The 22,861-nt window shown below is 65.4% G+C and carries 22 protein-coding genes; 8 read left to right on the forward strand and 14 right to left on the reverse strand.

Going from position 1 to position 22,861, the window contains the following annotated elements:
* Window positions 1-167: 167 nt before the first annotated feature.
* The 3 genes from H3Z74_RS00730 to H3Z74_RS00740 all read right to left on the reverse strand — a co-directional run bounded on the left by H3Z74_RS00730 (window position 168) and on the right by H3Z74_RS00740 (window position 3,751).
* Entirely contained in the window at window positions 168-1,931 is a 1,764-nt protein-coding gene (locus tag H3Z74_RS00730) for a vWA domain-containing protein (protein ID WP_229726804.1), read from the reverse strand.
* 116 nt (window positions 1,932-2,047) lie between these two features.
* Window positions 2,048-2,602 carry an RNA polymerase sigma factor gene (locus H3Z74_RS00735; protein WP_187762128.1) on the reverse strand — a complete coding sequence of 185 codons (555 nt, stop codon included), beginning with the start codon at window positions 2,600-2,602 and terminating at the stop codon, window positions 2,048-2,050.
* Between the two features lie 138 nt (window positions 2,603-2,740).
* Entirely contained in the window at window positions 2,741-3,751 is a 1,011-nt protein-coding gene (locus tag H3Z74_RS00740; protein WP_187762129.1) for a zinc-dependent alcohol dehydrogenase family protein, read from the reverse strand.
* 80 nt (window positions 3,752-3,831) lie between these two features.
* Between H3Z74_RS00740 and H3Z74_RS00745 the strand changes: the two genes are divergently transcribed.
* From H3Z74_RS00745 to H3Z74_RS00765, 5 genes are all read left to right on the forward strand, one after another.
* Entirely contained in the window at window positions 3,832-4,773 is a 942-nt protein-coding gene (locus H3Z74_RS00745) for a LysR family transcriptional regulator (protein ID WP_187762130.1), read from the forward strand.
* A 106-nt stretch (window positions 4,774-4,879) separates the two neighbouring features.
* Window positions 4,880-7,024, forward strand: coding sequence for a TonB-dependent siderophore receptor (locus H3Z74_RS00750; RefSeq protein ID WP_187762131.1), 2,145 nt, complete (start codon window positions 4,880-4,882; stop codon window positions 7,022-7,024).
* Between the two features lies 1 nt (window position 7,025).
* A complete protein-coding gene (locus H3Z74_RS00755; RefSeq protein WP_187762132.1) occupies window positions 7,026-7,325 on the forward strand; it encodes a hypothetical protein in 300 nt (99 codons plus the stop codon).
* Window positions 7,322-8,839, forward strand: coding sequence for a PepSY-associated TM helix domain-containing protein (locus tag H3Z74_RS00760; RefSeq protein WP_187762133.1), 1,518 nt, complete (start codon window positions 7,322-7,324; stop codon window positions 8,837-8,839). The genes H3Z74_RS00755 and H3Z74_RS00760 overlap by 4 nt, the downstream gene beginning before the upstream one ends.
* Entirely contained in the window at window positions 8,836-9,117 is a 282-nt protein-coding gene (locus tag H3Z74_RS00765) for a DUF3325 domain-containing protein (RefSeq protein ID WP_187762134.1), read from the forward strand. The genes H3Z74_RS00760 and H3Z74_RS00765 overlap by 4 nt, the downstream gene beginning before the upstream one ends.
* A gap of 339 nt (window positions 9,118-9,456) precedes the next feature.
* Here H3Z74_RS00765 and speD read toward each other — a convergent pair whose 3' ends face one another.
* The 8 genes from speD to H3Z74_RS00805 form a co-directional block, all read right to left on the reverse strand.
* A complete protein-coding gene (gene speD, locus H3Z74_RS00770; RefSeq protein ID WP_187762135.1) occupies window positions 9,457-9,819 on the reverse strand; it encodes an adenosylmethionine decarboxylase in 363 nt (120 codons plus the stop codon).
* Between the two features lie 8 nt (window positions 9,820-9,827).
* Entirely contained in the window at window positions 9,828-11,453 is a 1,626-nt protein-coding gene (locus tag H3Z74_RS00775) for a flavin monoamine oxidase family protein (protein WP_187762136.1), read from the reverse strand.
* Window positions 11,453-12,991, reverse strand: a complete 1,539-nt coding sequence (locus H3Z74_RS00780) for a polyamine aminopropyltransferase (protein ID WP_187762137.1) — start codon at window positions 12,989-12,991, stop codon at window positions 11,453-11,455. The genes H3Z74_RS00775 and H3Z74_RS00780 overlap by 1 nt, the downstream gene beginning before the upstream one ends.
* 166 nt (window positions 12,992-13,157) lie before the next feature.
* Window positions 13,158-13,367 (reverse strand): DUF350 domain-containing protein, encoded by a 210-nt coding sequence (locus H3Z74_RS00785; RefSeq protein ID WP_187762138.1) that lies wholly within the window; start codon window positions 13,365-13,367, stop codon window positions 13,158-13,160.
* A gap of 56 nt (window positions 13,368-13,423) precedes the next feature.
* Entirely contained in the window at window positions 13,424-13,585 is a 162-nt protein-coding gene (locus H3Z74_RS00790; RefSeq protein ID WP_187762139.1) for a hypothetical protein, read from the reverse strand.
* Window positions 13,582-14,907 carry a DUF4178 domain-containing protein gene (locus tag H3Z74_RS00795; RefSeq protein ID WP_187762140.1) on the reverse strand — a complete coding sequence of 442 codons (1,326 nt, stop codon included), beginning with the start codon at window positions 14,905-14,907 and terminating at the stop codon, window positions 13,582-13,584. Before H3Z74_RS00795 ends, H3Z74_RS00790 begins: the two co-directional genes overlap by 4 nt.
* Complete coding sequence (locus H3Z74_RS00800; protein WP_187762141.1) at window positions 14,904-15,575, reverse strand: DUF4178 domain-containing protein; 672 nt, start codon at window positions 15,573-15,575, stop codon at window positions 14,904-14,906. Before H3Z74_RS00800 ends, H3Z74_RS00795 begins: the two co-directional genes overlap by 4 nt.
* Window positions 15,576-15,578: 3 nt before the next feature.
* On the reverse strand, window positions 15,579-16,568 hold the full coding sequence (locus H3Z74_RS00805; RefSeq protein WP_187762142.1) for an SPFH domain-containing protein: 990 nt from the start codon (window positions 16,566-16,568) through the stop codon (window positions 15,579-15,581).
* Window positions 16,569-16,735: 167 nt separating this feature from the next.
* Between H3Z74_RS00805 and H3Z74_RS00810 the strand changes: the two genes are divergently transcribed.
* Entirely contained in the window at window positions 16,736-18,076 is a 1,341-nt protein-coding gene (locus tag H3Z74_RS00810) for a glycoside hydrolase family 1 protein (protein WP_187762143.1), read from the forward strand.
* Between the two features lie 61 nt (window positions 18,077-18,137).
* On the opposite strand, the gene H3Z74_RS00815 is transcribed toward H3Z74_RS00810, so the two are convergent.
* Both H3Z74_RS00815 and H3Z74_RS00820 read right to left on the reverse strand, forming a co-directional pair.
* Window positions 18,138-19,346: a serine hydrolase domain-containing protein gene (locus H3Z74_RS00815; RefSeq protein WP_187762144.1), complete on the reverse strand. Its 1,209-nt coding sequence runs from the start codon at window positions 19,344-19,346 to the stop codon at window positions 18,138-18,140.
* A gap of 107 nt (window positions 19,347-19,453) precedes the next feature.
* Window positions 19,454-19,606: a hypothetical protein gene (locus tag H3Z74_RS00820; RefSeq protein WP_187762145.1), complete on the reverse strand. Its 153-nt coding sequence runs from the start codon at window positions 19,604-19,606 to the stop codon at window positions 19,454-19,456.
* A 395-nt stretch (window positions 19,607-20,001) separates the two neighbouring features.
* Here H3Z74_RS00820 and H3Z74_RS00825 point away from each other — a divergent pair, with 395 nt between their 5' ends.
* A complete protein-coding gene (locus H3Z74_RS00825) occupies window positions 20,002-20,649 on the forward strand; it encodes a TonB family protein (RefSeq protein WP_187762146.1) in 648 nt (215 codons plus the stop codon).
* A gap of 16 nt (window positions 20,650-20,665) precedes the next feature.
* Here H3Z74_RS00825 and H3Z74_RS00830 read toward each other — a convergent pair whose 3' ends face one another.
* Window positions 20,666-22,084 carry a M20/M25/M40 family metallo-hydrolase gene (locus H3Z74_RS00830; RefSeq protein WP_229726806.1) on the reverse strand — a complete coding sequence of 473 codons (1,419 nt, stop codon included), beginning with the start codon at window positions 22,082-22,084 and terminating at the stop codon, window positions 20,666-20,668.
* Here H3Z74_RS00830 and H3Z74_RS24250 point away from each other — a divergent pair.
* Window positions 22,083-22,703 carry a putative quinol monooxygenase gene (locus H3Z74_RS24250; protein WP_229726807.1) on the forward strand — a complete coding sequence of 207 codons (621 nt, stop codon included), beginning with the start codon at window positions 22,083-22,085 and terminating at the stop codon, window positions 22,701-22,703. The genes H3Z74_RS00830 and H3Z74_RS24250 overlap by 2 nt on opposite strands.
* Window positions 22,704-22,861 lie beyond the last annotated feature (158 nt).

Genomic DNA, 22,861 nt, shown 5'->3' on the forward strand with positions numbered 1-22,861 from the left:
ACCCGGACGCGCCGTGCGGCTCGCGTCGGAGCGCGCGCGGCGCGGCGGCAAATTGCGCGGCGCGGCAAGGGAACGGGAAAACCATCTGCCAGCCTTATAACTGCAATTACCGGCGGGTCGAATGCACGATCGGCCGCGCCCGATCGTGCATTCGATACCGCTGGAGCTTACCGCTCGAGCCGTGCCATCGGGCCTGCCGCCTTGGCCGCGCGCACCAGCTGCACCAGCTCCGATCGATAGCCAAAGCCATCCTCGCCGCGCGCCGCCGTGACGATCTTCAGCACATCGTCATAGCTCATCGACCCATTGTACCGGCCGCCGCGCAACAATTCGGCAAAGGCCGCGACGCCGCTCGCGAAGCGAGCATCCTGCGGCGCGTCCTCGAATCGGATGGTTTCCGAACGCCGGTCGATCGGGGTCGAGATCAGCCGGCTCGTGTCCGATTTGGGCAGCTTGTAGCGGATCTTGACGAAGCCATATTCGCTGCCGCCCATGGCGGCCGGCTCCGGCTTCGAATAGCGCAGGTCGCCGATCGCGCGCGGGCCGCCGACCGGGACGACTTCATAGATCGCGGTCACCGTCTGGCCCGATCCGACATCGCCCGCATCGACCTTGTCATTGTCGAAATCGTCGCGATTGAGCATCCGTGTCTCATACCCGATCAGGCGATATTCGGCGACCGTGGCCGGGTTGAACTCGACCTGGATCTTCACATCCTTGGCGATCGGGAAGAGCGTCGACGTGGCCTCTTCGACCAGGGTCTTCCGCGCTTCGGCGGCGGTGTCGATATAGGCGGCGGCGCCATTTCCGTTCTGCGCCAGCGTCTGCATCATCGAATCATTATAATTGCCCATGCCGAAACCGAGCACCGACAGGAATACGCCCTTGCCGCGTTCGCGCTCGACATAGCCTTTCAGCTCTTCCTGATTGGTGATGCCGACATTGAAGTCGCCATCGGTCGCCAGGATCACCCGGTTGACGCCGTTCGGGTCGAGATTGGCTTCGGCCAGCGTATAGGCCTGGCGGATGCCCTCCGCGCCCGCGGTGCTGCCGCCGGCGCCAAGCTGGTCGATCACCGCCAGGATCCTGCTTTTCTGGCTGGCCGGGGTCGGCTGCAGCGCCGTGCCCGCGGTGCCGGCATAGGTGACGATCGCGACCCGGTCGTCGCCGTCGAGCTGATCGAGCAGCATGCCGAGCGACTGTTTGACCAGCGGCAATTTATTGGGCGCATTCATCGATCCGGATGTGTCGATCAGGAACACCAGGTTGGCGCGGGGCCGCGTGGTCCGCTGGATCGTATAGCCCTTGATCCCGATCCGCACGAGCTTGCGTCCCGCCGTCCACGGGCTGGGGAAGACGGCGACATTGGTGCTGAACGGCTGCTGCGCGGTGCGCGGCGCGGCATAGTCATAGGGGAAGTAATTGACCATCTCCTCGGTCCGCACCGCCGCGGGCTGCGGCAGGACATTCTGGTTGAGCGAGGCGCGGACGAAGGAATAGGATGCGGTGTCGACATCGATCGAGAAGGTCGAGACCGGCTCTTCGCGCACCAGCTTGAACGGGTTCTGCGCGGTGGTGGTGAATTTGTCGCGGCCGACATCCTGATAGGGCGGCAGGTACGGACGCGGCTCGATCGTCGCCACATAGCCCTGTTTCGCCGCCATCACCATTGGCGCGGCCACAATGGAGGGCGGTGGCGGTGGCGCGGCCGGATAGGCCATGACTTCCTGCCTGGTTCGCCGGAGGCGCGAATCGGTGACCTGCTGGCCGGTCACGACGATATCCTGCCCGGCATTCTGATCCGCTTCCGCGGCCGCCTCGGGCGCCTGACCGGAGGCGGTGGCGGGCGTGCCGTCGACGCCGGATTTGTTGCAGGACGCTAGAAGCATGACGACCAGCCCGGTGGCGATCGCATGGTGTAGGCGGGGCATAGGAAATCTCCCTGGTGGCAGCGGCGCACAATCGTCCGCATGTCACTGGGACGCGCCCGCCCGGGAAATCCTTGGGACCGGTTCGAAATTATTTTTTTGAACGAGCCTGCGCGCCGTCAATCGCTGCCTTGCTCCGCTGTGAGCAGCTTTCGGACTTCGTGCATGCGCCACGACACCGTTGCTTCGGCGACCCCCAATATCTCCGCTGCCTCGGCATGAGTCAGCTGCTGCCCGGCGACCAGCACCGCCGCGTCACGATAGGCCGGCTTGAGCCGCGCGATCGCACTCTTGATCCATACCGCGTCATACAGGTCGCGCCCGTCCGGCGTGCGCGCCAGGCCCGTCAGCACCGCAAGCCGCTCGGCAAAGCCGCCGAACGACCGGCGACGGCGGCGAAAGTCGCGACACGCGTTGAACACGATGCTGCACAGCCAGGTGGTGAACTTGGCTTCGCCCCGGAAACTGCCGATCTTCTCCGCCAGAGTGCAGCAGACATCCTGCGCGATATCATCGGCATCGGCCCGCGACCCGGTCAGCTGCCAGGCCAGGCCGTGGATACGGTCATAATGCCGCCGCAACAGTTCGCCGAACGCATCGCGGTCGCCCGCCACTGCGGCGGCGAGCAGCCTGTTGTCCGGATCGCCCCCGATCTCCGTCCCAATTTCGGTCATGCCTCAGCGCCGGCCGCGCCGTGCGCCACGAACATGCCGTTCCATCGGCCAGCCTGTCGCCGCATCCATCACGAGGCATGATGTGCATCATTCGCGCGGCCGATGCCATCGCCCATACTCGGCGATATGCGTCACCGGTCACCAGTCCAGAGTGAAGGCGATCTTCCCGAAATGGCCGCCGCGTTCCATCAACCGATACCCTTCGACCAGCTCGCTCAGGGCAAAGCGCCGCTCGATCTGCGGCGTGATGCGATGCGCGCCGATCGCGGCGGTCGCAGCCGCCAGGTCGGCGACCGATCCGGTATTGCTGCCCTGGATCCGCACGGCCTTGCCGATCACCGACAACAGGTCGACGCGCGTATCGACGCCGCCGAGAAAGCCGATCGTGAATATGGTGCCGCCCTGGCGCACCGCAGCAACCGAGCGCGCAATGCTGTCGCCGCCGACCGTTTCGACCACCAGGTCGGCGCCGACACCATGGGTGCGATCGATCACGAACCGGTCCCAGTCCGGGTCGGCGCGGTAGTTGAAGATCTCGTCCGCGCCCAGCGCGCGTGCGGTGTCGAGCTTCGCGTCGGAGGAAGAGGTGATGATCACGCGCGCGCCGCGCGCCTTGGCCAGCTGCAGCGCGAAGACCGAGACGCCGCCGGTGCCGAGCAGCACCACCGTCGATCCCGGCCCGACAGTCCCGGCGACCATCCCGTTCCATGCGGTGGTGGCGGCGATCGGCAGCGTCGCGGCTTCTTCCCAATCAAGATGGCCGGGCAGCTTGACCACGCTTGCGGCGTCGAGCTCGGCAATCTCGACCAGCGACCCGCGCAAGGTCACGCCGCGCATCGCGCCCGCGGTCTCGGCGGTCGAGCGCCCGGCGATCCAATGCGCCTTTGGGTGAACCGCGACACGGTCGCCGGGCGCGACCTGCCATACCTCCGGCCCCACCGCGATGACTTCGCCAGCGCCATCGGCGATCGGCACATTGGGATAGCGCGCGCCCGGATAGGCTCCGGTGGCGACGGCGAGGTCGAGAAAGTTGAGGCTTGCCGCTTTCATGCGCACCAGGATTCGCCCCACACCCGGATCGCGCGGATCGGGATGCTGAACGCGGCTCAGCGCGTCGAGGGATGGCCGGGTGAGTTCGATCGCCTGCATGATAAATCTCCTTGCCGGCAGATATGGGATATCGGCTACAGACTGGAACCCAGCAATCATACCGTTCATAGCTGCATATCATGCAGCAATTACCCCCGCCCGATTTCGCCGCGATCCAGGCCTTTGTCACATTGGCCGATACCGGCTCCTTTGCCGCCGCCGGCAAGCTGCTGGGCAAGGATCCGACGGTATTGTCGCGGCGGATCGCGGCGCTGGAGGCGCGGCTCGGCATCCGGCTGGCCGAGCGATCGACCCGCCATGTCGCGCTGACCGAGGCGGGACGGGCCTATCTCGCCCGGGTCCGCCCGTTGCTGCACGAACTGGAAACGGCGGACCGCGATGCGGCTGCCTTCGCCGATGGCGAGGCACGCGGGCATTTGCGGCTGTCGCTTCCAACCACCTTCAGCCGGATGTGGCTCGATCCGCTGATTATCGCCTTTGCCGACGCACATCCGCTGGTGTCGATCGAGGCCGAGTACAGCAACAACTTTGCCGGATTAGTCGGCGAAGCGTTCGACGCCGCCGTCCGGCTCGGCGAAATGGCCGATTCACGGCTGATCGCGCGCAAGATCGGTGTGCGCCGGCGGCTGGTCTGCGCTGCCCCGGCCTATCTGGCCCGCCAGGATCCGATCGCGCGGCCGGAGGATCTGGTGCGCCAGGCTTGCCTGACCTTCACTGGCCTGCGCGATCCGTTCCGCTGGGCATTCAAGGGTCCGGACGATCGGCCGGTCGTCATCACCGTGACGGGGCCGCTGGCGTCCGATGATGCCGATCTGCTCCTGGCGGGCGCGCTGGCCGGGCTCGGCATCCTTTATACCACCGACTGGCATGTCGCGCCCTTGCTGCGGCAGGGCGCGCTGGTCGAAATATTGCCCGACTGGCCGATCGCCGATCGCGGTGCGATCTACATCGTCACGCCCGCTGCGGGCGGCACACCAAGCAAGACGCGCGCTTTCTCCGACTGGATCGCCGACGGTCTCAATCCGGCGCCTTGGCTGGAGGATAGGCTCGGGGGCGGTTGAGGGGCGACTTCGCGGCTTTGCGGCCAATGGAGCCGGGTGTTGCGATGTTTGCTCTTGAGAGGCATTATCATTCCTCTTATGGCCATCCCGCGTAAGGGGACAGGCAATGGACAGATTCCGGCTCGCCGCAACGGCGGTCTTCATGATCGGCGTGAGCAGCGCAGCGGGCGCGCAGACCGTGGTTTCGGCGAACGCGAACGATGACATCGTCGTCACCGGCCAGTTCGAGGAAGCGCAGTCCGCCAAGTCGGACGTGCCGCTGATCGAGGTGCCGCAGGCGATCAGCGTGATCACCGCCGAGACGATCAAGGAACGCGGCGTGACCCGGCTGGCCGACGCGCTGCTGACCGTGGCGGGCGCATCGCGCAGTTCGACCTATGGCTTTTACGACGCCTATACGTTGCGTGGTTTCGACGCCTCTTATGGCAGCGTCTATCTCGACGGGCTGATCAACCAAGCCGGTGGCGGCGGATCGGTCTATGAACTGGTCGGGCTGGAATCGGTCGAAGTGGTCAAGGGGCCGGCCTCGGTGCTGTATGGCGGCGGGTCGCTTGGCGGGCTCGTCAACCTGGTGAGCAAGCGTCCGGACACCGGCAAAACCTTCGTCGATGCCACCCTGTCGACTGGATCCTATCATCTGGTTGAGGGGACGATCGACGCCAATGCGCCGCTGACCGGCAGCGGGGCATTGTCCGCGCGCCTGGTGGCGCTGTATCGCGATGTCGATTCCTTCGTGCGCTTCGCCGGCCAGAATCGTATCTATCTCCAGCCGTCGCTGCGCTGGAAGATCGGCGCAGAGACCGATCTGACCGTGATCGGCACGTACAAGCGCGACCGCGACAATCCGTTCAGCCCGCTCAACGCCTATGGTACGGTGCTTCCGAACGTGCACGGCAAGGTGCCGATCGATTTCTCGGTCAACGAGAATGGCGACGAAAAGGCGATCCAGAACGAAACCCGCGCGACGATCGGCTATATTTTCGATCATCATTTCAGCGAGCGCGCCGGGTTCAGCCAGTCGCTGCGCTACATGGACCGCAAGACCTTCTGGGATCGCTGGATGTTCGCCGCCGACTTTCTCGACGACGCGCTCGATGCCGACGGCAATCCCATTCCCGGTACGGGGCGTACCATCGGGCGTTATTATTACGGACCCTATCGCGAGACGTTCCGCAGCATCCTGGTCGACAATCGCGCGACGCTGAAGGCTGATACCGGTCCCGTTCGGCACAATCTGCTTGGCGGCTTCGATTATCGCCACACCGATTCGCGCTATGATGGCGATGGCGATTTCGATGCGTCGCACTTTCCGCTCGATGTGTTCAATCCCGATTATTCGCAGCCGCTGCGGCCGGTCGGCGCGCCCTATATGGGCCATGACACGGGATCTCAGCGGGGTTTCTACCTCCAGGACCATCTCGAGCTGGGCGAGCGGGTCACCGCCACGGTCAATGGCCGCTGGGACCGGGCAATATCGAATGGCGAGGCGCAGACCGCCTTTTCGCCACGCGTCGGGGCGACGGTCGAACTGGTCAAAGGCGCGGTGCTCTATGCGACCTGGGCGAAATCATTCTCACCGCAATTCGGCTCGAAAATCGTCAAGCAGGTGGTGGATGGCGTTCCGACGGTGATTGGCCAGGCACCGCCCGAACGCGGCGAGAATTACGAGATCGGCATGAAGCTCGCGCTGCCGGCAGCGGGGCTCACCGGCATGATCTCCGTCTATCGCCTCAGCCGCCGCAACGTCCTGACCGCCGATCCCGATTTCCCCCTGTTCTCGCGCGTGACCGGTCTGCAGCGGAGCAAGGGGATCGAGGTCGAGGCGCAGTGGCGGCCGATGCGCGCGCTGACCGCGAATCTCGCCTATAGCTATATCGAGGGCGAGATCGCCGAGGACGAAACCATCCCGGTCGGCACGCCGTTGCCCAATGTCCCGCGGCACAATCTCGCCGGCTATGCGCGCTATGTCTTTCAGGGTGGCGGCCTCGCCGGGCTCGGCCTGAGCGTCGGCGCGCAATATAACAGCCGTCGTTTCATCTATGATTCGGGTTATCTCCATGATAATTTAATCATGCTGGGCGGCTATACCGTGTTCAATACGGGCTTGTCCTACGAGTTCGGAGCGTGGGAGGCGCAGGTCAATGTCAACAATCTGTTCGACGAGCGTTACTATCCGGATGCCTGCTGTCAGCAGCGGATCACGCCTGGCCAGCCGCGCAATTTCCGCCTGACGATCGCGCGGCGGTTCTGACATGGCCAAGGCAAAAGCGGAGAAAGAAGGGGGCTGGGCTCTAGCCGGACGGCTTGCCGCGATTCCCGGTGGCTATATCCTGGCTTCGCTCGCGGTTGCCTGTCTTGCGCGACTGTTGCCGATCGCGCGGGTCGAGGCGGTGACGACCGCCATGCTTGCTTTCTTCGCCCTTTATGCCGTGCTGCTGATGTGGGCGTTCGCCGCGCGCAGCGTGCTCCGGTTGTGGCTGTGGATGGGCGCGGCATCGCTGATCCTGGGGGTGGTCCTGACCGTGTCGATCCTGCTTGGCGGGCGGGCATGAAGACCGGTTTTCGGCAATCCATGGCAGGGCTGCACACCTGGTCCGGACTGCTGCTCGGCTGGGTGCTGTTCGTCATGTTCGCCTGTGGCAGCGCGGCCTATTTTCAGGAGGAGATCACGCGCTGGATGCAGCCCGAAGTGGTCGCCGCGCCCGATCAGGCATCGGCGGTGAGCGCGGCGCAGCGCTGGCTCGGGCAGCATCACGCGACATCGCCGAGCTGGTTCATCACGGTGCCCGGCAAGCGCTCTGCGGTCACGGAGGTCTATTGGGAAGCCGCCGAGGGGGCCGCGCCCGACATGCCGACCGATGCGCGGCTCGACGGCACCGGGCGCGAAGTGACCGCGCGCGCCACCGCGGGCGGCTATTTTCTCTATCGTTTCCACTATGATCTCCATTACCTGCCGGTGATCTGGGCGCGCTATCTGGTCGGCATCGCCGCCATGTTCATGCTGGTCGCGATCCTGTCGGGGATCGTCACCCACAAGAAGATCTTCATCGACTTCTTCATGCTGCGCTTCGGCAAGGGGCAGCGCAGCTGGCTCGACGCACATAATGTCACCGCGGTGCTCGCGCTGCCCTTCCATCTGATGATCACCTATACCGGGCTGGTATCGCTCGCGTCGCTCTATGTGCCCGCGCCGATCGCCGCCGCCTATCCCGATGAAGCAGCCTTTTATGCCGACGCCTTCCCGCAGGTCGCCGGCGGCGAGAAGAGCGGGAGGGCGGCCCCGCTCGCCCCGCTCGCGCCGATGATCGCGGAGGCGCAGCGGCGCTGGAATGGCGCTGCGATCGGCTACATCAATGTCGCTCATCCCGGCGACCGGGCGGCCAGCGTTGCGGTCACCAGTGCCCCGTCCTCGAGCATGGACACGCGCGGCGAGACGCTGCGCTTCAACGGCGTGACCGGTAGGCCGCTTGCGCCGGCGCCGCCACGCGGTGCCGCACGGCTGACCGAAGGCGTGATGATCGGCATTCATGCCGGCCGCTACGCCGCCATGCCGCTGCGCTGGCTCTATTTCGTTTCAGGGCTGTTCGGTACCGCGATGATCGCGACCGGGTTGATCCTGTGGACGGTCAAGCGCCGCACGCGCCTGCCCGATCCGGTGCACCCGCATCTCGGATTCCGCATCGTCGAGCGGCTCAATATCGGCGTGGTCACCGGCTTCCCGCTGGCGCTGGCGGGCTATTTCCTCGCCAACCGGCTGTTGCCGGTCACCATGGCCGGACGGCCCGAGCAGGAGATTGCTGCGCTTTTCGCGGTGTGGGGCGTGGCGCTGGCCTGGGCGGCGTTGCGCCCGCCGGCGCGCAGCTGGATCGAGCTGTCGGCGGCGTGTGCACTGGCCTATGCGGCGGTGCCGGTGGTCAGCGGCATCGTCACCGGGCGAGGATTGCCCGCGAGCCTGGTTGCCGGGGACACGCTGTTCATTGCCTTTGACGGCATGATGCTGCTGCTTGCTGGCAGTTTCGCAGCCATCGCCTGGATGCTCGCCGTGCGGCGGAAGCGCGCCGCATGACCGCGATGGGCTATCTGCTGAGCTTGGTACTCGCCACCACCGGCTTCGTGCTGCTGTGCCTGTCCAATCAACGCCATCAGCGGGTGATGGCCGGCCGCATGCTCGGCCCTCGCACCTCGTCGTACCTGAAATGGAGCGGCTTCGGCCTGATCGCCATTGCCTATGTCGCCAGCTGGATCACGCTTGGCGGCGCGCATGGCACGGTGGTGCTGGTCGGCGAACTGACCCTTGCTGCGTCGCTCACCATCGCTCTGCTTGCGGTGCGCGGACGCGCCTGACGTCGCGGCATTTTCGCAGGGTCGATTCAACCTTTCCGCCAGCCATGCCAGCGCTACTGCCGACCACGACCTGACCGGCTCCGTCACGCTCTTTCTCATCGCGAAGATCCAGAACCGCCTCCCTGTTCGGGCAAGAACAGGGAGATATGTCTCCCTGTTATCGGGCCGTCGCTCCCTGTTATCTGCGGCGGCACTCCCTGTTATCGATTAACAGGGAGCTCGATCTCAAGTGATTGAAAAGAAATAATGAATTTAGCTTCGAAGGGCCGAAAATCCGGAATTTCGACAGAAAAAATACTGATAACAGGGAGAATCAGGGAGAGCAGGGAGTTTTCAGGATCATCCGACCGGCACCTCGACGCCATAACCGCGCTGCAGCCGCTGTTCGGTATATCGCTCCGCCGTCAGGCCGCTCGCTAGCGCTTTCAGCGCGGCGTCGAGGTCATGCCGCCGCCCGCACAGGAAGATATCGGCTGCGGCATAATCCTTCTCGGGCCAGGTGTGGATCGAGATATGCGATTCCGCCAGCATCGCGACGCCGGTCACGCCCTGTCCTTTGCCAAAGCCATGCAGCCTGAGCTCGAGCAGGGTCGCGCCAGCCGCAGCGACTGTCTCGCGCAGCGTCGCTTCCACGACCTCGATATCATCGAGCCCATGACAGCCGAACAGGTCGATCAGGAGATGCGTGCCGGTAAAATCCACGCGCCCTCCTACGCCAGCAGATCGTCATGGGGAATGGCGAGATGCGTCATCGCCTGCTGCGCCGCCAGCGTGCCGCGATAATGCGCTTCCTCGAACAAGGACAGGCCGCTCAGATCGGAATGAGCGAAGAACAAGGGCGGCTGCGGCCGGGCGGCCGCCTCCCGCGCTCCGTTCCAGAAAAAGCCCGGGGTCGGGCGGATCATCGCATGGCCCCAGCGCCAGATGTCGATGCGGCGGATCGCGCCCGCCAGGTCGGGGTTGGTCTCGATCAGGTCGTCGCGCACGATGCGTTGCCAATGCTCAAGCGGCCGGTCGAGCATCTCGCGCCGCGCCGCCGCGGGTGCCAGGTCCGACAGCGGCATGTACCAGGTCAACACCGTGGCGCCGTGCGTCACATCGAGCGACTGGTGCGTGGCGACGACATAGCCGAGCGATTTGCTGGTCCACGACACATTGTCCCAGGCCAGATCGAACCCGTTGCCGGCCGGCGGGCGGTCGACTGTGACATTGGCGACGATCCACGGTGCATAGCCGAACCCGCTCGCATCCGCCGTCCCCGCCGGCAGCACACGCGCGGCGACGAAATGCGGCATCGCCAGGATCGCGGCCTTGGCACGGATGCGCTGGCCGGTGCCGGCTGCGACATCGACACTGTCGATCGTCACGCCGTCACCGCTTCGCCGCACGCGGTGGACGATCTGCCCGCACTCGAGACGATCGCGCAGCCGCGCCGCCATCCGCCCGGCGAGATGGCCATTGCCCTCCGGCCAGGTCAGCAGCGTGTCGCCCCCGGCATTGGCGGCGTGCCCGCGTCGCGCCGCGAAGTAATGAATCCCGGCCCAGGCGGAGGTCTGCTCGGGCTCGGTGCCGTAATCGTCGCGGCAGGCATAGCGGACATGCCCGCGCAGCACCGGCGAGCGCCAGCCCTGCGCATCGAGCCAGGCGGAAAAGCTCAACCGGTCGAGCGCAAGCAGATCGGTGTCGCGCGCGCTCAACTCCATCGGGATCGCAAAAGCGGGACGACCATCCGCGCCACGCCGGTCGCGATAGGCGGCCATGGCGGCAAAGAAGGCATTCAGATCATGCGTGTCGGCCGGGGTCAGGCCGATTGTCGGCACCAGCCCTTCCTGCCATTTGCCGAGATGAAGCAGCCGCTCCTCGGGATCGGAGACAAGCTGATACGGATCGTAGATCGGCTTGCCGTCCTGCTGGCCGGTGATGATGCCAAGCCGCTCGAGCAGCCGCACCACGCCCTTCGTCTCTTCATTGGGGATCGGCAGATAATGCGCGCCGAGCGGATAGGCCGAGACCGCATTGCGCCCCGACCGCGAATTGCCGCCGGTGCGGTCCTCCAGCTCGAACAGGCGGAAATCGCTCACTCCCGCTTCGGCCAGGGTCCAGGCCGCGGACAGGCCGGCAATACCACCGCCAAGGATCGCGATACCGGTCCGCGTCTCGCGCGCCGGCTCAGGAAAGGGGGCGCCGTCGCGCAAGCGGTGGCCGCGCACGAAATCCGCGCCGCCCAGTGTGCCGGGCATGGTCTTGTCCCGCGTGCGCAAGGCGATGCCACCCGCACCCAGCACGGCGGCGCCGGCGACCGATCCGGCGATCAGGGTGCGTCGGGAAACGCCCATCAGCCCTCGTACACGCTCCACTCGGCCTCGAACTCGCGGACCAGCGCCTGGTTGTCGAGCCGGTTCACCGGCACCGCGCGCCGCGCCATGTCGGGCGGAAAGACGAAGGCGAGCCGGTCGGTCTGCGGCGTCAGGAAGCGCAAACCCGCGGGAAGGGGGCCGGGCGGCCCGATCGGCCGGTTGGAGGCAAGCACGAAGCCCCACTCGCCGAAGCTCGGCACATAGACATGATAGCCGCGCGTGATCAGCCCGGCCGCTTCCAGCGTCGTCGCGACGGTCCAATAGGCGCGCGGCGCGACCAAGGGCGACGTACTCTGCACGCTGGCTACCGCGCCGGGGGCGAGCGCGCGGGTCAGCTCCTTGTAGAAGCTGACAGTATAGAGCTTGCCGACCGAGAAGTTGGTCGGATCGGGGAAATCGACCAGCACCGCATCGAAGCGGCGATGATTGGCGCGCAGCCAGCGGAACGCATCGGCGTTGATCACATGCACCCTGGGCGATCGGAACGCGTGGTTGTTGAGCGAGGCGAGCATCTCGCTGCGCGTGAACAGGGTGGTCATCTCGGGATCGAGATCGACCAATGTGACCGATCGGACGCTGGGATATTTCAATATCTCACGCACCGCGAGCCCGTCGCCGCCGCCCAGGACCAACACGTCGCGTGGGCTGTTGGCGCGCGACATCACCGGATGGACCAGTGCCTCATGATAGCGATATTCGTCGCGCGACGAGAATTGCAGATTGCCGTTGAGATAGAGCCGCAAATCGGTGCCGCGCTTGGTCAGTACGACGCGCTGATAGGGCGTCGAGGCGGCGTACAGGATCGGCTCGCCATAGGCCGCGACTTCGGCGGTGCGCTGCAACCGTTCCGACCCGATGAACCCGGCGGCGAGCGCGACTGCGACGAGAATCGCCGCGACCAGTTCGGTGCGCAAGCGGCGTTTGTCGGGCAGCATCAGGATCAGCACGATGGCGATGCCGACATTGGCCAGGCCGAACAGGAATCCGGTGCGCATCAGCCCGAGATGCGGCACGAGCAGCAGCGGGAAGAGCAGGGACGCGGCAAGTGCGCCGACATAGTCGAAGGTCAGCACTTTCGACACCAGGTCGCCGAATTCGAGCCGGTCCTTCAGGATCCGCATCAGCAGCGGGATCTCAAGCCCGACCAGCGCGCCGATCACCAGCACCAGGCCGTACAGCGGGATGCGGAAATCGCTGACCCGGTCGAACAGCAGGAACAGCACCGCCGCCGACGCCCCGCCGATCGCCGCGATCAAGATCTCGACCCGCACGAACACCGCGAGTTCATTGCTCTGGACATAGCGCGAGCACCATGACCCGATACCCATCGCGAACAGATAGGTGCCGATCACGATCGAGAATTGCGTGACGCTATCGCCGAGCAGATAGCTGGCCAGCGTGCCGGCGAGCAGTTCGTAGATCAGCCCGCACGTGGCGACGACAAACGCCGAGACGAGCAGGGCGGCACCGAGGCGATTGGTCATGGGCGCGGGTGAGGGACTTGTGCCCTCATCCATGGCTGGCATCATCAATCATTCTTGAGCTTCCCCGGCGAAGGCCGGGCCCCAGTCGCGAGACAGACGGTAACTGCCGCTGCGTTCCATTGCTTCTTTCATTTCTACTGGACCCCGGCCTGCGCCGGGGAAGCCACTCTTCTCTGGTTGGCAATGAAGGTGGCCACCATCACCCATGAATCGCCGCCCCGATGATGATCGCGATGGCGATGGCGATGCCGGCGGCCAGATTGCCGAGCGCGACATTCTGGTTCTTGCAGATCTCACCCCACAGATCGACCGGGGTCAGCCGGTCCCACAGCCAGAAGCCGACGACGAAGATGACCAGGCCGATTCCGGCATAGAGCAGGGTGGCGAGAAGGACGGTGCTGGACAGCATGGGCTATTCCTTTGCGCGGGAGTGGTGGGGCGTCAGGCGGGTGGTCATCAGGGGTGTCACTTGTGTGTCGGGCCGACAAAGCCGGAACGGCCGCCAATGGCGCCAATGCCGCGCGCGCCGCCATCGGCGAAGGGCGAATAGCCGTCGCGTGTCGCGAGCACGAACAGGGCGACAATGCCGAGGCTGTAGAGTGCATAGAGCATCGACTGGCGGCTCATTCGTCATCCTCCGATACGGCGACCGGCGCCATGCGCCGGCGCTCGAAGTCCCAGTGCCTGAAAGCGACAAAGGCGGGCCAGAGCAGCAACAGGATCATTGCCAGCACGATATTGCCACCGAACACCCCACCGCGTTCGACCGTGATGCGGACCGGGACATCCGCCGTTGTGGCGGTGCTTTCGTTCGTCCAGGCTGAACTCTGTTGTTGCCAGCGATGCCCGGTTGCCTCGACCACCAGGTCGTAGGAACCACCCGGAATGCTCGACAGCTGCGTGTCGGGCCGGTAGTTGCCCTCGCTCCATGGGCCATCGCTATCGCTGCCATGATAGCTTTCTGCCGTCGCATACACATCGAAGCTTTGCTGCGTGCGCCGATCGACCAGTGAGTAATCCAGGTCGATCCAGCTATTGTCGAGCTGCGGCACATCGGCCTTGATGCCGACCGCGCTGCGTTTCGCGGGCAGTTCGACCGGCCCGATCACCTTGGTGGTGGCCGCGCCGTCGAGCCGAACCGAAATCTGCGCGCTGGTTACTGTGCTGGTCCAGCTCGCGCCGATCGCGGTCACGAACAAGGTGCCGATCGCGATAAGCGCGATGACCAGTGCCTGGATCATCATGCTTCGATACGGCGATGGTTCATGCGGTGCCGGCGTGCCGCCATTATTGGCCGGTCGGCGGGGCAGGCCGAACGCGGTTTCCGATTCGCCGCGCTCGAGCAGGTCAAGTCTTGTCCAGGTCCGTTCGCCCTCATTCTCCTCGCTCGACACCATCGTGCCGGGGCGGATGAAATCGGTCACCTGCACATGCTCGTCGACCGCGACGCGCCAGTAGAATTCGCCGACCGCGAACTGCACCCAGGTGCCATAGGTCGAGCCGAAGCGGGTATAGAGCTGATCGTCGAGTGACACCGCCATGGTGCCGCCGCCGCGTTGCGGCAGCCGGTCCAGCAGCACGCCCAGGCTGAAGCGCCGCCCGTCATCGACCAGAAAGGCATAGCCGCGATAGGGATTGAACAGCAGATATTCCGCCCAGCCGGTCTCGCCGTCCCAGCGTTCGAGATAGCCGACCACTTCCCAGGTCGTCCCGCGCAGGTCACCGCGCGTCCCGAGCGGAATCTCCGGCCGCTTCATCGCTTCGGCCGCGCGCGTGATGATGCGCAGCGCCGGGTCGGTCGCATCGAGCGTCGTGCCGCAATGTTCACACACCAGCGATACGGTGATGCCCGCCGCGCGCAGCGCGATGGTGCCGCCGCAATTGGTGCAGGACAAGGCGCGGACGGTCTTGGCGGCGACCCAGGGAGATTCGGGCGTGACGTCGGTCATGCGGCGTATTGCGGCATCGGCCACCCGTCGAACGCGCGCAAATGGGTTGCGCGCAGTTCGGCGAGCGAGACATAGCGTCCGGCATAGACGCTGACCTCGCCATCCTCTTTCTGCAGGCTTGCACAATGTCCATCGGCAGCCATCAGGTCGACGCTGACGATCTTGAGCCCGACCATCGCGCCGAACGGTAATTCGCCTTCACTGGCGACGCAGGTCACGTCCTTGATATCGGTCACGCGGTACTCGATCCCGTCGATCGTCGCGGTGGTGCCGAGTACGATTTTCTGGCGCTCGCGCAGTCGCTTGACCGCGTCGGTCCTGGTGGCACCATGCTCGACGACGCGCAGCAGCATGTAGCGGCCCATCGCTTCCCCCAGCCAGGCCGACGATCCGTCATCGAACAAGGCAAGCCATTCGTTCCAGCCGCCGTCGCTCCAGCGCCAGCGCACGCGCCCGATCAGCTCGAAGCCTATCCCGCCATCGCTGCCGCGCGTGCCGATCTGCAACGGGCTGACATCCTCGGGCACCTCGGCAACTTGCCCGATCACCTCGATCTGGTCGCCGTTGCGCATCACCAGGCTGCGGCAATAACCGCACACCCTGGCGGGCAGGTCGGCGGATCGAAAATGGATCGCCGCGCCGCAATTGGGACAGGTCGCGTCGAGCACGCCTCAGCCGATCTTGGCCAGCAGCGCCGCCTTCTTGCCGTCGAACTCCTCCTGCGTGATCGCGCCCGCGACGAGCAAACCGTGGAGCTTCTGGATCATCGCATAGGGATCCTCGCCCGCGCCGCCTTGACCCCCGTTTCCCTGGCCGAGGCCGCCAGCCATGCTCTGACCGATCGCCAGGCCGGCGGCGGCCCCCGCGCCAATCCCGGCGACGCCGCCGGATTGTGCGGCGGCGGTGCCGATCGCATCGGCGGTCTGGAACTTCACATAGCGGTCGAGATCGCCGACCACGCGCATCGAGCTCGCCTTGTCGAGATACTCCTGCACATTGTCCGGCAGAGACAGGCTCTCGACGAAGAAGGTGCAGCAGGCCAGGCCCCAGGCCTCGAACGCCGGTGCGACGGCCGCCTTGAGCCGTTCGGACAGCGCCGCCTGGTCAGCCGCAAGGTCGACGAACGCCGTGCTGCCGCCGCCCAGCCCCGAGGCGAGCGCCGTGGCGATCGCGCCGCGCAGTTGCGTTTCGACATCGGCGATGGTGAGCTTTTCGAGCGTGCCCATCAGCTTGGCCGCGAACACCGCGATATTGTCGAGCCGGAAGGAATAGCTGCCGAATGCGCGGATGCGCAGTGGCCCGAATTCCGCATCGCGCACCGTGATCGGCTGCGCCGTGCCCCATTTCAGCCCGGCCTGTTCCTTCGTGGTAAAGAAATACAGGTCCGACTTGAACGGCGAGGCGAAGCCCTTGTCCCAGTTGAGCAGGGCAGTGAGGATCGGCAGGTTCGCCGTGTCGAGCGTGTGCAGCCCGGGCTCGAACACATCGGCGATCTTGCCTTCGTTATAGAAGAACGCCTTTTGCCCCTCGCGCACGGTCAGCTGCGCGCCATTCTGAATCTCGCGGTCCTGTGCCGGATAGCGGATCGCCAGATCGCCCGGCTCCTCGGTCCAGTCGATGACGTCGATGAACTGCTTCGAGAGAAAATCCAATATGCCCATCATCAAGTCTCCTAGAAGACCCATTCTAGGGGGGTTTCCCAATCGCGCGAAACAGAATCCGGACACATGATATTAACTGCCGAGTGAGTAAGTATTGACGAAGCTCGTCGATCAGATGATGATGCGCGCCATGGCGCCGGAAGAGCGCAACCTGGAGGAGAGCGACAATGACCCACCGCAAACACCCCCTGTCAGGTTCCGTATCGCGCCGCGCGGCGGTGATCGGCGGCGCTGCGCTGACCGCGGGCGCACTGCTCGGGGCGCCCGCGCTCGCCAAGCCGTTGCGCAAGGTGCCGAGGGGCTTTTTATGGGGCACCGCCATCTCCGCACATCAAAGCGAGGGCAATGATGTCCATTCAGATTGCTGGCTGCTCGAAAACCTGCCCGAGACGGTGTTCAAGGAGCCGTCCGGCGATGCTTGTGACAGCTTCAACCGTTACGAACAGGATTTCGACATCGCCAGGGCAATGGGGCTGAACTGCTATCGCTTCGGTATCGAATGGGCGCGGATCGAGCCCGAGCGGGGCAAATTCTCGATCGCCGCGCTCGACCATTATGTTCGTGTGCTGGAGGCCTGCCGCGCGCGCGGCCTGTTGCCGGTGCTGACCTATAATCACTTCACCGTGCCGCTCTGGTTCGCCGAACGCGGTGGATGGGAAGCGGCGGACAGCGCCGAGCTGTTCGCGCGCTTTTGCGAGCGGGCGACACGTTCGCTCGGGTCGCTGATCGGCATGGCCTCGCCGTTCAACGAAGCGAACATCCATCTGCTCGGCAAGCTGTTGCGCATGGGCGCGACGCCGGAGCATGTCGCCAAGCGCAAGGCGATGATCGCAGCGGCCGCGGCAAAGACCAATGCGCCGAAATTCTCCTCGCTGCTGTTCGCCGACCCGGACCGGATCGACGCGCATCTGCTCGACGCCCATGCCAAGGCCTATCAGGCGATCAAGGCTGGCCCGGGCGACTTTCCGGTCGGCGTGACGCTGAGCACGCAGGATTTCCAGCCGGTCGGCGAGCAAAGCCTCGCGCCGATGATCGAGAAGATGGTTTATGGCAGCTGGTGGGATGCAGTGAACGCCAGCGACTTTGTCGGCGTGCAGACCTATACCCGGGTGCGGCTCGACGCGAAGACCATGGTGCCGCCGCCGCCCGGCACGGAAATGACCGCCGCCGGATACGAATATTACCCGCCCGCGCTCGGCAACACGATCCGCCTCGCCGCGAAGCGCACGACCAAGCCGATCTATGTCACCGAAAGCGGCATCGCCACCGACGACGATACGCGGCGTGTCGCATGGATCGACGAAACGCTCGCCGAGATCGGCCAGTGTATCGCCGAGGGCATTGATGTGAAGAGCTATATGTACTGGTCGCTGCTCGACAATTTCGAATGGACCTCCGGCTATGGCCAGCATTTCGGGCTGGTCGCGGTCGACCGCACCAGCTTCAAACGCTCGCCCAAGGCAAGCGCGTGGTATCTCGCCAAGCGCGCCAAGGCCGGCATGGTCTGAACGGCGCAACCGTTGCGGATCATTCTCCAGAACAGGCCTGTTCCCTTTCGTATCGGCCCGCTTACTGGCCCTCCGCGGCGGGCATCTGCTGATGCAACACGGCCTCGACCAGCCCGTGATAATAGCCCGCGACCAGCGGTTCGTCGCCGATCAGCTCGATCGCGCGGGTGATCGCGACCCACCCGTTCGCACCATTGACGAAGATCACCGCTCCGTCCTTCGTATCCGGCGAGAAATAGACCAGGTCGGTCTGCCCTTCGTCATTGCCGGTGTGCTGCAGCACGCGGTGCGTGCCGTACTGCTGCATCTGCCAGCCAAGCGCATAGCCATAGGCATCCGGGCAGCGCGCAACTACCGCGCGCGGGCAACCATAGATCGCGTCGCCGTCGAGATCGGTCAGGATCGTCTCACGCCACCGCCGCCGCGCCGCGTCCTTTCCACCCTGCACGATCAGCCCCGACAGGAACGAGGCATAGCCCGGCACGGTGGTGATCAGGTCATAGGATGCGCCCACCCCGCTGCCCGCTTTCAGCCCCGGATAGAGCGCGTCGATCGTGCCGAACGCTCCGTCCTTGCCCACTGGCAGCGCGAGCTTGCCTGCGGTCCAGGCCGGCAATTCGCCGACCGCCATCCCATTGACATGCAACGGCGTGAATAACGTCTCCGTCGCCAGCGCGCGCAACGTCTTCCCCGTTTTCGCCTGGGCATAGAGCGCGGCGAGTTCGACCCCGGCACCGGAATAGCGATAGCGCGTGCCCGGATCCCAATCGAACGCCAGCTTGCCATTGTCATAGTCATCGGGCCAGTTGCGCAGGCCCGAACGGTGCGACAGCAACAGCCGCGCGGTCAGCCGCTGGTAGCGCGGATCAGCGGCAAGATCGGCGTTGGCGACATGGCCCGCGATCGGTTCGTCGAGATCGATCCTCCCCGCCGCCGCCAGCGCGATCAGCGTTTCCGCAGTGACTGTCTTGGCGATCGATGCGGTGTTGAACGCAGTGCGGGCCGTGATCGGCACGCCCGGGCTCTGCTCGCCATAATAGCCGGTCCACACCACGCGCCCGCCCCGGATCACCGCGATGCCCATCCCGCCGAGCTTCTGCGCGCGGAGCAGGGCAGGGATCTCGCGGTCCATCCGCTGCTGTAATGCGGGCGCGGCGGCGCGGGCGCCGGCCGGTCTGCTGGCAATCAGGCCCGACGGGAAAAGCAGCGCGCACACGGCAAGGCTCCGGACCAGGAAGGACGGGAACCGGCGGTTCGGGGCGTGCTGCATCATTCGCGCGCAGCGTATCGGCGCCATCGCCTCGCGGCAATCCGGTCGCGCTCACTCTCCACCGTTCGCCCTGACGGGAAAGGACTCAAACCTCGGCAGCGCGGCCCTTAGTTGCGGTCGCGATCACGGTCGCCATGATGTCCGTGATGGCCATGATGAGGACGGTCGCTGGCATAGCCGGGGTGATCGTACCGGCAGCCCGACAGCGCCAGCCCGGCCGCGACCAGCGCGACGGCGGCGATAGCGGATCGAATAGCCATCCATTGTCTCCTTGAGGGAAGAAGAACCCGGTGATGGACGCGCGAGTTCCGGAAAAGCGCCGAATGCCGGACGAACCGCCGGAGCCGCGCGACCATTTGCGCAAACCAGCGATCTTGTCGGCAAAGAAGAGGGTTCGCGCAGAGGCGCGGAGGACGCAGAGATGGTCCGCGGGTCGAGCCGGCAGGCCGCGACAGCAAATCTACCACCAAGTCAGAGGTGCGGCCATGCACGGCGGCGATGCCTTCATACGGTCTCGGTGTCCTCCGCGCCTCTGCGCGAACTCTTTTTCGCGTTCGATCGCCATTTCAGCGTGCGTTTCCGGCGGCTTGCGTTCAACCATCGAGGTCGAACGCCCCGACGATGGAAAAGGGCCGATCGAACAGGAGCGTGTGTGATGAGAGTGTCGCTGATCCGGCCAGCCCTGCACAATGTCGGCGTTGCGGCGCTGGCCATCACGACGGCGGCGATCGCGCTGTCGCCGCTCGTCCCGGCCGATGCCCGGCAGGCCAGGGCGCGACACCGCGCGCGACCGGTGCCCCTGGTGCCAGTACCAGTGCCGCCCGTCCCAACCTACGAGGTCATCGAAGCCCCGCCGACAATGCCGCCCTGCCGGCTCCCCGGGCAGGTCGTCGATGCTGCCGATCCGGAGGCAGCGGCGATGCCGCCATGCCCGGCGATGCTGAGCATCGGGCCAAGCGCGAAGCCCGTTCCCGGCGGACCGTCCGATCCGCGGTTGCTCGACAGCGAAATCGTTACCCCGGCATGGCGCGCGCAACTGCTCGCGCACCTCCTCCGCTTCCAGCATTATCCCGCCGCAGCGCTGAGGCAGGAACTGAGCGGTACGGTCATGCTGCGCTTACGCATCCTGTCGGACGGCATCGTCTTCGCCCGGGGCGTCGTCGGATCATCCGGCGCACCGCTGCTCGATGCGGCGGCGCTTGAACTGGTCGATCGTGCCCAGCCGCTGCCGCCGCTGCCGGACGCGCCGCCGGGCGCCGCGATCGATGTCGTGCTGCCGGTGACTTACCGGATCGCGGAATAGCACGCATCTCACCCACTCACCCCAGCGCGGCGATCTCATACATCAAATCGACATAGGCCATGCTCTGCGCGGTCAAATTGGCGACCTTTGGATTGACCGGCTCGATCACGAAATATTCGTCCGGCGCATGCGCGCCATTGCCGGTGCCGATCCCGAACTGCGCGGCGGGCAGGTGCAGCGGATCACCGGTGAACACCACGCCCGGCCATGATCCGGCCGATCGTACCGACAAGGCATAGGGCACGCCCGCGCGCGTCAGCACTGCCTTGTGCGCCTTGATCAGCGACGACTCCTCCGGCGTTTGCGTCGGGCCGTATCCGCCCGTCACATTCACCTCGATATCGGGAAAGCCCTTCTTGATCAGGTGCGCCTTCAGCTTCGCGACGCTGTCGTCCTTGGTCATGTCGGGCACCAGCCGCATCTCGACCTTGGCGACCGCGCGGTGCGGCAGCACGGTCTTTCCGCCCTGGCCGGTATAGCCGGCGACCAGCCCCTGGATGTTGATCGTCGGTTGCGACGCCAGCCGCTCGAGCGATTGCTCCCAGGTCTCGTCGTTGATCCAGCGCTGTACGCCCATCGCCTTTTTGGAATCCGCTTCGTTGCCGCTGCGCGCGGCTTCTGCGATCAGCGCCTTTTGCCGCACGGTCAGTGGCGTGACCCGGTCGAGATAGCCCTCGACCGCCGGCGTATGCCCGTCCGGTCCCATCAGCGTATTGAGCGCCTGGACCAGCCGCCACGCCGGGCTGTCGACCCGCGCGAACTGGCTCGAATGCAAATCGTTCGCCGGCCCGCGGCCCCATGTCTTGCTGTCCGATACGATCTCCATTTCGACCGCGCCCTTTGCGCCGAGCGTGATCGTCGCATTGCCGCTCGGCGCCTGCCCGGCCGAGGGAATGATCACGCCCACGCATTTCTTCATCGCCGCCAGCACCTGCGGGTCGCGGATCGCGGTGAGGAAATTGGGTGAGGCGATCTCCTCCTCGCCCTCCGCGATCAGCACCAGGTTGACTGGTAGTTTGCGGCCCGACGCCTTGAACGCATGCAGCGCGGCGAGGAATGCGCCCTCCGGCCCCTTCTGGTTGACGGCGCCGCGCCCCATGACGACCTTGCCCACGCCGGGCCGGTCGACCAGCCGTCCCTCGAGCGGCGGCACCGACCATTCCTTGGGGTCGAACTGCTTCACGTCATACATGAAATAAATGCCGAGCCATTTCGGCGCCCCGACATCCAGCACCCCGAACACCGCCGGCACGCCCCCGGTCGGCACCGCTCGCACCCCGGTAAAGCCTGCTTCCTGCGCCAGCCGCGACATATAGGCGACGCCCTCATCGACCTGGAAGCGTTCGGCGGCGATGGTCGGATGCTTGATCCAGTCCTGGATCCGCGCAATCGCGGCATCATGGCCTTTCTCCACCGCAGTGCGGATCGCGGCCATGTCATCGCTGCGCGCGGCGAAGGCGATGCCGGGGGCGAGGGTGGCGGCAGTTGCGGCGGCGGAGCGGAGGAGCGCGCGGCGGGTGGGGGGTGAAGGTGTTTTCGTTGTCCCCTGGATCCCCATTGCGATCCCCGTTGCGATCCATAACTTGCTCCCCTCTGATGTGATTTGGGGCATAGAAGTCGGCGACGTTGCGGAGGTCAAGCGTTGCGGTGAATTGAGCATTGCCTGCCGTCCGGCATCCATGAACGTTGCACGGCGGACTTGCTTGTCCGCGGATGCAAGGCCACATCGCATGGCCACGAAAATGGAGAATCTGATGTCTGTGAAAGTGATCGCGTTCGTCACGGTGAAGGCGGGGGAAGAACAGGCGTTCGAGGCCGCCGCTAGCATCTGTGTTGCTGCATCACGGAGCGAGCCGGGTGTGCTTCATTATGACCTGTGGCGCGAAGCCGAGGGCGAGCGCCGTTACGTGTTCAACGAACTCTATGCCGATCAGGCCGCCGTTCAGTCGCATATGGGATCGGATCACTTCAAGGCCTTCGGCCTGGCGGCCCGCGATCTGGCGGCAGCACGTCCCGTCATCATCGCCACCACCCCGATCGACGTGGCCGAATAAGACTTCGTCGCAAAACGAGGCTATGCCGCCGCGCGCTCGGACGCGGCGGCTTGGATGCTGGCCGACAGCCCCAATGCGCCTATCCGCGGTCGCTCTCGGCCAGTTGATTGTTCGCACGAACTGTTGCGACAATCCTTGAGTCCACCGTGCAAAGTCGG

The sequence above is a fragment of the Sphingomonas alpina genome, from assembly GCF_014490665.1.
GTDB lineage: Bacteria > Pseudomonadota > Alphaproteobacteria > Sphingomonadales > Sphingomonadaceae > Sphingomonas > Sphingomonas alpina.

Coding starts and splice junctions, on each gene's coding strand:
- H3Z74_RS24250 (WP_229726807.1), top strand. CDS start 22,083: ATGTCATCGCTGCGCGCGGCGAAGGCGATGCCGGGGGCGAGGGTGGCG.
- H3Z74_RS00790 (WP_187762139.1), bottom strand. CDS start 13,585: ATGAGCCGCCAGTCGATGCTCTATGCACTCTACAGCCTCGGCATTGTC.
- H3Z74_RS00805 (WP_187762142.1), bottom strand. CDS start 16,568: ATGGGCATATTGGATTTTCTCTCGAAGCAGTTCATCGACGTCATCGAC.
- H3Z74_RS00830 (WP_229726806.1), bottom strand. CDS start 22,084: ATGGCCGCGATCCGCACTGCGGTGGAGAAAGGCCATGATGCCGCGATT.
- H3Z74_RS00745 (WP_187762130.1), top strand. CDS start 3,832: ATGCAGCAATTACCCCCGCCCGATTTCGCCGCGATCCAGGCCTTTGTC.
- H3Z74_RS00750 (WP_187762131.1), top strand. CDS start 4,880: ATGGACAGATTCCGGCTCGCCGCAACGGCGGTCTTCATGATCGGCGTG.
- H3Z74_RS00760 (WP_187762133.1), top strand. CDS start 7,322: ATGAAGACCGGTTTTCGGCAATCCATGGCAGGGCTGCACACCTGGTCC.
- H3Z74_RS00810 (WP_187762143.1), top strand. CDS start 16,736: ATGACCCACCGCAAACACCCCCTGTCAGGTTCCGTATCGCGCCGCGCG.
- H3Z74_RS00795 (WP_187762140.1), bottom strand. CDS start 14,907: ATGACCGACGTCACGCCCGAATCTCCCTGGGTCGCCGCCAAGACCGTC.
- H3Z74_RS00785 (WP_187762138.1), bottom strand. CDS start 13,367: ATGCTGTCCAGCACCGTCCTTCTCGCCACCCTGCTCTATGCCGGAATC.
- H3Z74_RS00755 (WP_187762132.1), top strand. CDS start 7,026: ATGGCCAAGGCAAAAGCGGAGAAAGAAGGGGGCTGGGCTCTAGCCGGA.
- H3Z74_RS00735 (WP_187762128.1), bottom strand. CDS start 2,602: ATGACCGAAATTGGGACGGAGATCGGGGGCGATCCGGACAACAGGCTG.
- H3Z74_RS00825 (WP_187762146.1), top strand. CDS start 20,002: ATGAGAGTGTCGCTGATCCGGCCAGCCCTGCACAATGTCGGCGTTGCG.
- H3Z74_RS00730 (WP_229726804.1), bottom strand. CDS start 1,931: ATGCCCCGCCTACACCATGCGATCGCCACCGGGCTGGTCGTCATGCTT.
- H3Z74_RS00815 (WP_187762144.1), bottom strand. CDS start 19,346: ATGCAGCACGCCCCGAACCGCCGGTTCCCGTCCTTCCTGGTCCGGAGC.
- H3Z74_RS00775 (WP_187762136.1), bottom strand. CDS start 11,453: ATGGGCGTTTCCCGACGCACCCTGATCGCCGGATCGGTCGCCGGCGCC.
- H3Z74_RS00780 (WP_187762137.1), bottom strand. CDS start 12,991: ATGGATGAGGGCACAAGTCCCTCACCCGCGCCCATGACCAATCGCCTC.
- H3Z74_RS00765 (WP_187762134.1), top strand. CDS start 8,836: ATGACCGCGATGGGCTATCTGCTGAGCTTGGTACTCGCCACCACCGGC.
- H3Z74_RS00820 (WP_187762145.1), bottom strand. CDS start 19,606: ATGGCTATTCGATCCGCTATCGCCGCCGTCGCGCTGGTCGCGGCCGGG.
- H3Z74_RS00740 (WP_187762129.1), bottom strand. CDS start 3,751: ATGCAGGCGATCGAACTCACCCGGCCATCCCTCGACGCGCTGAGCCGC.